13 protein-coding genes are annotated in these 11,802 nt (G+C 41.9%); 4 read left to right on the top strand and 9 right to left on the bottom strand.

What is annotated here, in order from left to right; translation table 11 throughout:
- Nucleotides 1-311: 311 nt before the first annotated feature.
- A complete protein-coding gene (locus tag CLV94_RS14635; protein WP_170148812.1) occupies nucleotides 312-2,258 on the top strand; it encodes a sensor histidine kinase in 1,947 nt (648 codons plus the stop codon).
- Nucleotides 2,259-2,308: 50 nt separating this feature from the next.
- Here CLV94_RS14635 and CLV94_RS14630 read toward each other — a convergent pair whose 3' ends face one another.
- The 5 genes from CLV94_RS14630 to CLV94_RS14610 all read right to left on the bottom strand — a co-directional run bounded on the left by CLV94_RS14630 (nucleotide 2,309) and on the right by CLV94_RS14610 (nucleotide 5,025).
- Entirely contained in the window at nucleotides 2,309-3,055 is a 747-nt protein-coding gene (locus tag CLV94_RS14630) for a helix-turn-helix domain-containing protein (protein WP_317125124.1), read from the bottom strand.
- A 175-nt stretch (nucleotides 3,056-3,230) separates the two neighbouring features.
- A complete protein-coding gene (locus CLV94_RS14625; RefSeq protein ID WP_121377255.1) occupies nucleotides 3,231-3,584 on the bottom strand; it encodes a hypothetical protein in 354 nt (117 codons plus the stop codon).
- Nucleotides 3,585-3,590: 6 nt separating this feature from the next.
- Nucleotides 3,591-3,791: a hypothetical protein gene (locus CLV94_RS14620; protein ID WP_121377254.1), complete on the bottom strand. Its 201-nt coding sequence runs from the start codon at nucleotides 3,789-3,791 to the stop codon at nucleotides 3,591-3,593.
- Between the two features lie 5 nt (nucleotides 3,792-3,796).
- Nucleotides 3,797-4,210, bottom strand: coding sequence for a DUF2147 domain-containing protein (locus CLV94_RS14615; protein ID WP_170148811.1), 414 nt, complete (start codon nucleotides 4,208-4,210; stop codon nucleotides 3,797-3,799).
- A 23-nt stretch (nucleotides 4,211-4,233) separates the two neighbouring features.
- A complete protein-coding gene (locus CLV94_RS14610; RefSeq protein ID WP_121377252.1) occupies nucleotides 4,234-5,025 on the bottom strand; it encodes an SDR family oxidoreductase in 792 nt (263 codons plus the stop codon).
- A gap of 151 nt (nucleotides 5,026-5,176) precedes the next feature.
- Here CLV94_RS14610 and CLV94_RS14605 point away from each other — a divergent pair, with 151 nt between their 5' ends.
- Nucleotides 5,177-5,542, top strand: a complete 366-nt coding sequence (locus tag CLV94_RS14605) for a winged helix-turn-helix transcriptional regulator (protein ID WP_121377251.1) — start codon at nucleotides 5,177-5,179, stop codon at nucleotides 5,540-5,542.
- Here the strand turns inward: CLV94_RS14605 and CLV94_RS14600 are convergent.
- Complete coding sequence (locus tag CLV94_RS14600) at nucleotides 5,451-6,209, bottom strand: SDR family oxidoreductase (protein WP_121377250.1); 759 nt, start codon at nucleotides 6,207-6,209, stop codon at nucleotides 5,451-5,453. The two genes, CLV94_RS14605 and CLV94_RS14600, sit on opposite strands and share 92 nt — an antisense overlap.
- Before the next feature lie 88 nt (nucleotides 6,210-6,297).
- Here CLV94_RS14600 and CLV94_RS14595 point away from each other — a divergent pair, with 88 nt between their 5' ends.
- Nucleotides 6,298-6,648 carry a winged helix-turn-helix transcriptional regulator gene (locus tag CLV94_RS14595; RefSeq protein WP_121377249.1) on the top strand — a complete coding sequence of 117 codons (351 nt, stop codon included), beginning with the start codon at nucleotides 6,298-6,300 and terminating at the stop codon, nucleotides 6,646-6,648.
- A 100-nt stretch (nucleotides 6,649-6,748) separates the two neighbouring features.
- On the top strand, nucleotides 6,749-7,351 hold the full coding sequence (locus CLV94_RS14590; RefSeq protein ID WP_121377248.1) for a DNA alkylation repair protein: 603 nt from the start codon (nucleotides 6,749-6,751) through the stop codon (nucleotides 7,349-7,351).
- Nucleotides 7,352-7,804: 453 nt separating this feature from the next.
- On the opposite strand, the gene CLV94_RS14585 is transcribed toward CLV94_RS14590, so the two are convergent.
- The 3 genes from CLV94_RS14585 to CLV94_RS14570 form a co-directional block, all read right to left on the bottom strand.
- Nucleotides 7,805-8,632 (bottom strand): toxin-antitoxin system YwqK family antitoxin, encoded by an 828-nt coding sequence (locus CLV94_RS14585; RefSeq protein WP_121377247.1) that lies wholly within the window; start codon nucleotides 8,630-8,632, stop codon nucleotides 7,805-7,807.
- A 395-nt stretch (nucleotides 8,633-9,027) separates the two neighbouring features.
- On the bottom strand, nucleotides 9,028-10,626 hold the full coding sequence (locus CLV94_RS14580) for an ice-binding family protein (RefSeq protein ID WP_121377246.1): 1,599 nt from the start codon (nucleotides 10,624-10,626) through the stop codon (nucleotides 9,028-9,030).
- A 717-nt stretch (nucleotides 10,627-11,343) separates the two neighbouring features.
- Nucleotides 11,344-11,802, bottom strand: a 459-nt coding sequence (locus CLV94_RS14570) for a T9SS sorting signal type C domain-containing protein (RefSeq protein ID WP_211331201.1), incomplete at its 5' end; no start/stop codon positions are given.

Below are 11,802 nucleotides of genomic sequence, written 5' to 3'. Positions count from 1 at the left end.
GTCCTTTTTTGAACGGCTAAAAAAAATGATGTAAATTCTAAGCAAGTAGATTCGTAAAGCAGTGCGAATATTTAAAGCCCGATTCAAAGGCCACTTCACTGATTGACTACCTTTTGTAAAAAAATGTTCCTTGCCTATACTAATTACCTTTAGTGGCTAGTTTTAGAATAATCTGCAGTTCAAATAGAGTTTTTAGTACTATTTTTGTTATTTGCTAATTTTAGTTTTTCACGATTATGTTACAACGAATTTTTTTGATAAGCTGTTTACCGAATAGAATTAGCTTCAGGCCAAACATCCTTTTTACTATTGTGACAACCTTATTCTTGCTATTTTTCGCCGTATGCTGCAGAGGGCAGTCGGCCAATGATTTCAGCTATCAAAACATCGGTAAAGAACTTCATTATCTGGAGGATAAAACTGCGACGATGTCGCTGGACGATGTGAAAAATCTTTCTGATGCCTCATTTACACGAGGTAGCCATGATATCCTGAATTTCGGCAACACTGCTTCAGCTTGGTGGATAAAGCTCAGTTACACTGCCCAACAGGACCTGCCCCTATATCTCATTATTGATGCGCCCAATATCGAATATATTGACGCATATGCAACCGACAATAAAGGTCGTGCGGTCGTTTTCAAAACGGGATGCTTCAGGACTACGCAGCCCGATGTGTTTGTCCGAAACAACTTTATGATAGATCTTCCGGTCGACTCAAAAATTGAGAAGAAAACTATCTATTTAAGGTTAAAGACCAACAATATCTTGCTGGCACCGATAAAGCTTGCCACCGCAGAAAGCGTGATAAACGGACAGGAGTTCAAGCACGGCATCGAATATATCTACATCGGCCTGCTGATAGGGCTCCTGCTATTCAACCTTTTCCTGTTTGTCAGCGTTAGGGACATCACCTATCTTTATTACGTATTATATGTGCTGACGCTATCGAGCTACCTGCTGATCTACATCAGAGGCTATGGATTTATCTTCGGTGATGAACTGAGGATCTTTTTAAACCAGTATCCACATGTACTCTTGAGCTTTTCGGTAATAGCCTCCTTGGTGTTCTGCAACAGGTTCCTCCACCTGAAGCGGAGGGCACCTAAGATGCTCGGAATCTTCTATGTAATCGGCGGTGCGGGAATAATTCTTTTCTTTGTCAGTGCCTTGGGATTCAAGCATACAGCAACGGTAATTGCTCAGATGCTGACCGTCACGGTTGCAGTAGTGGCATGGATTGCAGGGGTAATAGCCTATAAGAACGGACACCGTCCTGCAAAATATTATATCCTGGCTTGGTTTTTTATCTGGGTGACCGTAGCGATCGTAACATTAAGCTTGGGTGGGGTGATCCCGTCGAGCGAATTCACCATCCAACTGGTGCCCATCGGCTCTACACTTGAACTGCTATTGCTCTCCTTCGCATTGGGCGATCGGTACAAGACGATCATCAGGGCTGAACAGAAGGTGAGGGACGAGAACCTGTTTTTGGTAAGAACGCAGAACCAGCGGTTGGAAGAAAAGGTGGACGAACGTACATTGCAGCTGAACAGCACCATCAAGCAGATGGAGAGTTCCAATGCCGTCAAGAACAGGCTATTTTCAATCATTGCACACGATCTCAGAAGCCCGTTGAACAGTCTGCTAGGTATATTGTCGCTGAGCGACATGCAGCTATTGACTCCTCAGGAGTTGCAGGAGCTGCTCGAAGAGAATAAAAAAACGATCAAATCGGTCAATAATACCCTAGATAACCTTCTGTATTGGGCGCAAAGCCAGATGGAGGGTCTGGTAACTAGAAAGGATAGTTTTGAGTTAAAGCCTGTATTTGATGAACTGTTGCTGCTCTATCTTCCGCTGATTAAACAGAAAGGCATTCACCTTGAACAGCTTGTCACGGACAATGGCGTAATTACTGCCGATCGCAATCAGATAAGCCTTGTGCTGCGAAATCTCATTGATAATGCCATCAAGTTCACCCCGTCGGATGGAAGGATTTGGTTTACCCTGCAAGCTATCTCCGAAGGGGTGCGCTTTTCCGTGGAAAATGAGGCTGAGGGCCATCTTGATATAGACATGGAAAGGATGAATGGGAATGAAATGGCGATTGCTACCCCTGGCACAAGAAACGAACAAGGCGTGGGACTTGGCCTTCTATTGTGCAAAGAATACATCAAAAACAATGGCGGTACGTTTCTCATCGATCGAAAAGAAAACAAGGTCAGGTTTTCTTTTCTACTGCCAAGTAAACACTAAAGTATATTTTGTCGCTCACCATTATTCTTGGCACCTGGTTTCATATCTGTTTAATTGAATGACTTTCTGAATTCCAAGGGGGAGAGCTTCGTCTTGCTCTTAAAAAACTTGCTGAAGGACTGCGAATGCTCAAACCCAAGGCCGAACGCTATCTCGCTTACGGTAAGCCCAGATGTTGAAAGCTTTTCTTTAGCCTGTTCAAGTATCTTCATCTGTATGTGCTGCTGGGCAGTAAGCCCAGTGAGCTGCTTGAGCATGCTGCTGAGGTATTTTGGAGATATCGCAAGATTTCGGGCAAGGAAATCAACAGACGGAATGCCGTGCAGTACTTGGTCGTTCCTGCCAAAATAATTTTCCAGAAGATTTTCAACATCTTCCAGCAGTTTATGGTTTGTGACCTTACGCGTAATGAACTGCCGTTCGTAAAAACGCTCCGAATAATTCAGCAGCGTTACAAGGTTGGAAATAATGATGTCCTGGCTGAATTTGTCGATGTTGGAATGGTATTCGTCCCTGATATTCTTTATGATATCATTTATAACCGTCTCTTCTTTATCGGAGAGGAACAGGGCTTCGCTGGTCGAATACCCGAAGTATTCATACTTCTTTATCTTTTTGGCGAGCGAGGTATTCCATAGGAAATCAGGATGTACAAAAAGCATCCAGCCCTCAAGATTGGGGGGCACGCCGCTGTCCTCACCCCGCAAAATCTGTCCTGGTGATAAAAAAGCCATAAGCCCTTCGTCAAAATCATACTTCTGTTGCCCGTAGTGCAGGCCGTCGCAGCCCCTTTTCATAGAGATTACGTAGAGATCGAATACAACGGCGTCAATACCGGTATCATTTCTAAGGCCTTTAAGGTCGACAATACTGATAAGCGGATGATGAGGGCTTGGAAGCCCCATCAAACGGTGTATTTCCGATACTGATTGTATCCTGTAGGGTGTGGAATTTACCATAACGCAAGTTAAGTTATTTCTTGAAAGGGTACCCCAGCCAGATCATAATTAATGGCATTGCCAGAAACGGGATCTCAAACACTGCCATCTTGTAGTTGCCGGTCCGTAATGCCAACGCCATTATAAGGACAATTGCAAGAGCATTGAGCAGGTTTCCCAGGAAAAATGTCTGTGGAATCAATAAGAGCGCCATAATCAGGATTGCAAGTAACCCAAGGAAAGGCATGGCAGATTCGCCGATCCCAAGATCGGCCATTGCTTTGGCAGACTCAGGATTGCTCCTGTAATTGAACGTATCCCAGGCATGCCTGGCATTAAGCGCTGCCGATATGACCAGCAGCAGCAATGAGATAATATTTTTAGCCATATTGTATTATTTAAGGATATAGGCATTCATTATGTAGCCCATCGCGATTGCGATCGGCACTCCGATTACGGCGCTTGTCAATGCCCTGCGTGCCTTGTTCGGATAGCGGTTCCTGTACCTGAAAAACAGAAAAAAGCCTATCGGGGGAACTGCGTTTGAAGCTATATGCCAGAACCTTGAAAGCGTGTCGTTACCTTTTGTTTCCATCTTGCTTATTTTATTCGTTTCCATCTAAAAGTTTTGCCAAGCATCGGCACGCCCTTATAGCCCCGGGTCTCAAGCTCGTCGGCGGCCTTGAGCCTGCCTTTGAGGCTGTAAGTATTGCCATCCTGCACGCTGTAGAGCTTTCCGTCTACGTATCCGCCATCTTCATATACCAATCCCGTAATATGGGTGAGGCCCTGCACCGGACGGGTTTTCAGTTTTACGTCAGGGTTTTTACTGTCTTTCTTGGGCGTCTTGCCATCGGTCTCGAACATGTCCTTGGACCACAAGAGCTTTGCCGAGTAGGTATTGCCCGATTTGAATACTTCTATTTTATAATCTTCGCACTGCCAGACGCCTACGATCTTATCAGCAGGCAATGTCTGGGCAAAAGACCCGATCGATAGAAGTAGTAGTATCACTGCAAAAGCATTTTTTTTCATTTTTATGTTTTTTTTAGTTGATTATTAAGCTGTCTGAATCTTTGAAATTCCCTATGGCCGAAGTTCATCAGTGCTTTAGGGATGATGTGCCCCAGAAACTTGATGATCTTTACCAGAGCAGGCATTATTTCAGGCGTATCATTTTGCAGTCCTTTGATCGCCACCTTTACTACTTTGTCCGCGTCCATCATCTGGCGTGGATTCGGCTGCAGTATCCATTCATTTTGCAGATTGGTATTGACTCCCGGGGGGATAAATTCAAGCACTTTTACATTCGTTTCCTTCAATTGCAGGCGCAAAGCCATTGTGAAGGCGTGGACTCCGGCCTTTGATGCGCTGTAGACAGGCGCGGAAGAGTAGGCCATAAATGCAATAGCAGAGGAGACATTGACAATGGCAGCAGATTGCTTTTTGGCCAGATGGGGCAGGAACTGGTGTACCATCCGGATTGTCCCTGAAAGATTGATGTCAATTTCACGCATCAGGTTTTCTAGGCTTTTGGAAGAGTCCAGCATATCGATCAGCCGCATTTCACCAGCATTATTGATAATGATGTTAAGGTCTGGAAATTGTCGGGTAACTTCTTCAAAAAGCCGTCTTGTATCTTCCGGACTGCCCGCATCGCTCTGAAAAGTGTGGATGTCTCTAAATTGCTTCTTCGTTTCATTCAGCGCCTCAAGCCTGCGTCCCGTGACTATTATTTTAGCTCCCTTTTCAGTCAGCTGCCTTACAAGTTCTAGGCCTATGCCGCTGGTTCCTCCTGTAATAAGGATAGTACTGTTCTTTAAATCCATAGTAATGACATTTTGATGGTACAAAGTTCTGTCATTACATATGGAGCGCTGTAGCCGAAAGTCGCAATGTTGTAGCCATAGTTCGCTAGGCAGTGAAATAATAGGGACATGATCTGGCTTAGCTGCCACTGACCGAGAAAATGCGTTTGCTGTGGTTTATCAACAGAGACATAAGCGTCCCAGCGAGCTTCAGCGTAAAATTCCTGATGCCTCAAGAAGGATATGGACAATTCAGCTAAAAGAACTGGAAGACCATGAATTGGTTTCAAAGGTGATCTCTCCTGTCGTACTTCCCAAAGCGGAATATAGCCTGACGGATTTCGGAAAGGCGCTGATTTTCTTAATTGCAGCAATTGGAGATTGGGGAGATGAGCATGAGGAGCGTTTAAGAGCCCTTATCTTGAAACGGTTAAATATTGCCTATTTTACCAAGGAATTTCTCCAGTTTCCGGATTCATGTCTTCCGAAAAAAACTTGCCTGTCGGACCATCACTGCCTATCGTCGCATATTTTATAATTCTTCTGGCAGCATCTTCTACGGAACCTTGTCCGAGCTGACGGTTGAAATCTGTCCTTGTCGAACCCGGACTTACCGCATTGACCTTGAACGGGAGATCCCTTAGCTCATATGCCAACACAACCGTATACATGTTCAGTGCTGCTTTTGACGACTGATAGACGGCTCCCTTATGCCTATAATGTATGAAATCAGGGTCGCTGTGAAGGGTAAGAGAACCTTGGCTGGAGCTTACGTTTACTATCCTGGGATCTTTCGATTTCTTGAGCAGATCCAGTAATGCCTGTGTTACCCTGATAGCACCAAATACATTTACCTCAAAAACTTCCTTGAATTTGTTTATGTCCGTATTCGTTGCAGTATGCATGATAGGCGTATCGCCATCGAACTCGATACCATTGATTCCCGAATTATTTATCAGCACATCCAATGCATCTATTTTCTCACCTAATGCTATGCGGGCCTCTTCTACTGATTCGGAATCAGTTACATCGATCTGAATAAATTCTACATTTGCAAATCCGAGGGAGACCAGCTTGCCGACTGCCTCTATACCCTTTGCTTTATTCCGGCTGCCTATTAATACCTTGTAGCCTTTCTGTAAAAATTGTCTCGCAGTCTCAAGGCCGATTCCTTTGTTAGCTCCCGTAATGAACGCTGTTTTCATTTTTTCTATTATTAATTATAATTATCACTATTGCAAAGCTATCTGTTTTTAGTATACATTTGTAACCGATATACTAAAGGATACCGATATGACCGAAGAAGTCGCATTACAAATAAAGGAACTCATCTTGCATGTACAGGATACGCTCTATGTAATAGGGGGGAAGTGGAGGCTGCCGATAATCATCGCCATCAAGCACGGAAACCATCGCTTTAAGGACATTAAAGATTTTGTGCCAAAGATTACAAACAGGGTGCTTTCTGCAGAATTAAAAACGCTCGAGGCTAATAAACTGATCACGCGGAAGGTCCATGACTCGTCTCCTATACTTGTAGAGTACAGAATCACGGAATATGCGCTAAGCGTGAAGGAGGTAGCCAATGCTATGGGTAACTGGGGACTGAATCATCGAAAAAAGTTGCGAGAGAAGGGCTGCTAGCCATCCCGCAAAAACATGAGACTGCGACGTCCTGCAGTTTCTGATACCTATTATTCTGTAGATTCCATAGAACGCCAAGGCCAAAAGCTCAACAACATAAATGATGAAAGAACTTATCGAAGAAATAAAAGAAATTGAACACGGATTCAAGCATATAGTCAAATGCGGAGATATTATATTAGCCGACAAGGCAGAAAAGCATTTTGATCTTGCGATAAAATTTCTATCTGACGAGAGCTATCAGGTAAGGATGCTGGCAACTTATCTCTTGGGGAAGCTTTCAACCGACAATTCCCAAGCTCTCGCGCTTCTTGAAACAAAAGTTGCAGATGACAAAAACTGGCGCGTGCAAGAAATGCTGGCCAAAGCTTTTGACTACTATTGCAATTCGATTGGCTACGAAAAGTGTCTGGCCACAATAAGGAGGTGGATCGCAGACGAAAACCCAAATATAAGGAGAGCTGTTACGGAAGGGCTTCGTATTTGGACAAGCCGACCTTATTTTAAGGAAAATCCAGTAGCCGCCATTCAGCTTATAAGTAAAAATAAATCAGACGAGAGCGAATACCTTCGTAAATCGGTGGGCAACGCCCTACGGGATATCGGCAAAAAGCATAAAGATGAAGTGCTTGACGAAATTTCAAGGTGGGACTTGGCGGATAAAAAGACGGCATTCACACATAAGCTGGCAAAAGGAAAATGAATAATTAGTGAGTGTACGATCCTGAGTACCCTGACCAATTCGACTATTTAACTCAACTTCAGTGTCTTTAAATATTGTTACAACAGTGATTTTTTCTTTCTCTTATAAATGGAGAGCTTCATTGGTATTTTATGAGAAAAACCGTATTGCTTTACTTTTTTCAAGTGTATAATTCCACACAAGTACCGTGTTCAATACAATTTTTTTTCAAGCTTTCAGGGCTATTTTAGAGCTTTTGGCAAAAGATTTAATACTACCAGAGAGAAACTTCTCAAGTTAGTGAGAACGAGAATTACTTTGAACTCTTAATCCAATTTTTACAAGTTTTAAATCAGATTTTGAAATAAAAATGTAGGTAATGCCAATCAGACAATTCTGCAGCTTTTTGCCTTTATGGAGAGGGGAGCTAATACCTTAACTTTTTGTAGCAAATATGGTAGCAACTCCATTTTATTAAAAAGTTGTTTCTTCAGATATTGTTCCGTCTTCTTTATACCAAACAAAACGCCCTTTTTTACTTCCGTTTACAAAAGCTCCTTCCTTTTCAATTTTTCCATTTTGATAATAGAAGATCTCCTTGCCATTTTTTTTATCATCAGCATATTCGCAAGTATATCTTAATTGTCCGTCTTCGTACCATTCCGATAACAAGTCCACTTTTTTATCATTTACATACTTTGCTTCATATTTCTTTTTGCCATTTTCATAGTATTCAAGTCTATCACCATGTTCTTTTCCATTTTTATAGTTTTCAACGCTTTTTATTTTTCCACCGTTATAAAACCAAGTCCATGTGCTATCACGAACACCATGATTGTAAAATTGAATTGTTGTTGGTTCTTCTACTGAAAAACCTTCATAGTGAACTATTTTTCCGTGAAGTTCTCCTTTTGCATCATAGAAACACTCTTTCTTTTTATGATTTGGTCGCCAATATTCTGTATAGTCTCCAAATAGCTTGTCGTTTTTGTAGGTGCCTTTTGTTTTAATGTATTCCGTTTCGCCTCTTTTGGTCCATTCAATAAAATCACCATTTAAAAGACCCTTCAAATAATTTCGTTCGCTCAATAACTCATCATCCCAACCCTTTTCTATAAATTTACCCGTAAAAGGAGTCTTTTCATCGTCAATATAAGCGAGCGAAACTTTGTCATTAGGTCCTTTGTACCCATGAATACTATGTCCGTTTTGTGGCGTTTTAATTACTATTCTTACATTGTCTTGTGCGTTTGTAGTAAAAACTACTATTGCAGTCAGAATGACTAAAAATATTTTATTCATAGTTCTTTATTCTTATTAAACTTTTTCTGAATGTAAAATTAAATAAGATATATATACAAATCAACAATACAAAATACGAAGCTATTAAGAATTTAATGATAAATGCGTTAATCATACGTTCAAAATTTTTGTGTTTTGTATTGATTTTAATCAAAAGCTCCCTGCGCCATAACAAATCTGTGCAACTTAGGAATACCTCATCTGTTCATGAACATTTGGACAATTACTTCGAATACGTCCAGAATAATTGGCAAAAAAAGGGAGCAACTCCACCAGCAGCATGCTTACTTGCCAGCGACCAATAAAAAAAGGATGCTGTATAGCATCCTTTTTTAATAATGTAAGTGTGAAAAGTCGATTAACATATCGCCTTCACCGCGACTTTCATAAAATTATTATTTTGAAATAATTTTTCCCGACTGAATCTTTCCAGTGTCGCTAAGCAACTTATAGAAGTATAGTCCAGAAGGAAGGTTTACGCTTATATCGCTTACAGTTTTTGTCACTGTTTTTTCAAGCACCAAGGCTCCCAATACGTTATAAAATATTAGTTGGCTGCTGTGATCCTGAAAACCATAATCAATCGCAACCGTAAAGTTTGTACTGAATGGATTTGGATAGAATTTAGCAACAGGAACCACATAGTCATCTGTACCCAAGCTTGCACATCCAGGCGTCATCTGTGCATCGATTGCAAATGTACTTATAGCCCCTGTAGTGCTTAATACTCTGCCTTCTATTTCTACGCCAGTATTCAAGATTACCGCTCCATTGTTTCCGATTAGCGTTCCTTTAATGGCAGCGTAGTCATTCAGATTTGTCGCTCCGTCTATCTTCCAGAATATATTTTTTGCTTCTGCCCCGTTGATAAGTTCTACGACGGCATAAGTGCTTGTAGAAAATGCGCCACTGATTTTGAGCACGAATACCGCATCTGGATTTCCCTGCGCATTGAAGGTCACTTTTCCTGTCAAGATTGTCGCTGCATCCAAAAAATAAGTATGAGGAGTCAACACAAGGTCGTTTCCAAAAGAGGCAGGAAACAGCAACTGTATGTCTACAGGCAAGGTATTCAGGTAGGCATATGCATTATTTAAGTCCAAAGCACATTGGGCCGTTGATACGTCAGGATTTGGATGAATCGTTCCTGTCACGTTCTCTGCTTGGAAACCTGTAACAAGGCCTACATTAGTACCTATATCTCCAGTGACAAAAGTTATTCCTGTGTTTGCCACTCCTCCGTTGCCAGAGAAAATAGTGTAGCAGGCAACAGTTGCCAAAGGCGGTGCCACGGGACCAGTCAATTCAGGACTACCACAGCCAACCGGTTTTCTTGCAGTCACCCCAGCAACCGTAACAGCTCCAGTTGTTGACAATACGCGACCTTCTAGAGCTACACCTGTATTAAGAATAATAGCTGCATTATTTGCCACTATGGTCCCTTTTATAGAAGTATTTGTTGCCAAGTTGACAAGTCCCTCGATCTTCCAAAATACGTTGCATGCCTGCGCGCCATTTGCCAAAAGCACTTTCGATCCAGCAGTAGACGAGAAAGCTCCTTCTATCTGAATAATAAATACAGCATTTGGGTTTCCCTGTCCATCTAGGGTCAGGATATTGTCTAGCGTGGCACTTTGTCCAATAGAATAGGTGCCCGCATTTAGGATCTGTCCATTTCCCAATAGAGAAGCAGGAAAAAACCCTGGAATTGCTGCATCTAGAAAATTGTAGGCAATTGTGAGGTCGGCAGCGGCGATGGCTGTCGTTCCATCGGCATCATGCATCACACCATCGACATTTCCAAAGTTAGTGCTCGATCCATTATTTGTTCCTACGTGTCCCGTAAGATGGGAGAGGCCAGTGTTGCTCACGGCTCCATTTGATGAAAAAAGCACAAAATTAGCTGTTGTACCTAAAGGCGGTGCTTGTGCAGTTGCCAATAGCGGAAAAAAAATCAAGGCAATAGCAATTACCTTCCGTAGAGTTATATTCATTTTTTTTGATTTAGGGCGCGGTTTTATCACCGCATTAATCAAAGGTGAGGCTTAAATTACTGGTATTCACCCTATTTAACTTTTCGTGTTGTTAATAATTAATAATTTGATTTATTTTAAATATTTAAAACCCAGTTAATTATGGGGCTTTCTTATGCAACGGTATTATTGACATGGCGTTCGTAATAATAATGTCAGGTCCTACGGGTGTTTTATTGGAGATTCAGGGAACTTAGGGCGTTTTCGCTTTATATCGCGTATAATCTTCATTGCTTCCTTAGGGCCGCCGGGCGCGACGACAAAAATATATGAATAAGCTGTCCTCTGCGCAATATCGCTCTTTAGGAAGTCCATCATATTCTTGTGATACCCTATGTAACTGTAGAAGTATCGTCTTGGAAGCATTACGAGGCTTACGATACACACCAGGTGGGGAATGGCAAGTAATATGGGAGCCATGGGTTTAAATTCCCATGCCCCATATGTCTTAAGTACTCCTTGTACTAGCGCATTCGGCTCTATAAAATACTCAGGAGGATTTATCGAATAACTCATGTTTATTTGCTCTTTATGTAACCATTTTAAGATGCGTGTTATTAGGCTTGCATCTGTAAGCCAGGCTCGTGCATATTGTCGAAATTGTCAAGTACGGCCCTGCATTTAAGCATCATTCCTGTTAGCTGCTACAGCAATACGTGAATCTTGCCGGTACTTTTACTAATTCCCTGAACTGTTTACGATTATTTTCTGGCTGAATTTCTGATTGTCAGAAGCCACAAGATCGACTATATAGACTCCTTTGCTCAAGCCGCTGGTTGAAAAAGAATACTTTTCACTGGTACCCAGATTGTCTTTTTTGAAAATGCTTTTGCCCGTAATATCAAACAATAGGACCGACTTAAGATTGGCTAGATTCGGATTTTGTACCGTGAATGTCTGCGATGCATTGTCCTGCGTGATTCCGAAATTATGTTTAATCGTTTCACCGATGCCTAAAGCCGTATTTACAAAAGTAATCTGAAATCTGCTGTTGTAGATTCCGGTAGAAAGTGTCACTTCATAGCTGCCGTTTTTAATATCGTGATACGAATCGTCGGCTCCATCGTATAAATAGATCATTTGGGTCGGATCAAAATTTGTTACTTCCGGCACATAAAATTTTATCGAGGCGTTGTT

Origin of the sequence: Flavobacterium endophyticum, from assembly GCF_003634455.1 — a bacterium.
GTDB classification, from domain to species: domain Bacteria; phylum Bacteroidota; class Bacteroidia; order Flavobacteriales; family Flavobacteriaceae; genus Flavobacterium; species Flavobacterium endophyticum.
Note: the sequence above shows the minus strand (reverse complement) of the source record. Positions and strands in the feature narration are given on the sequence as shown.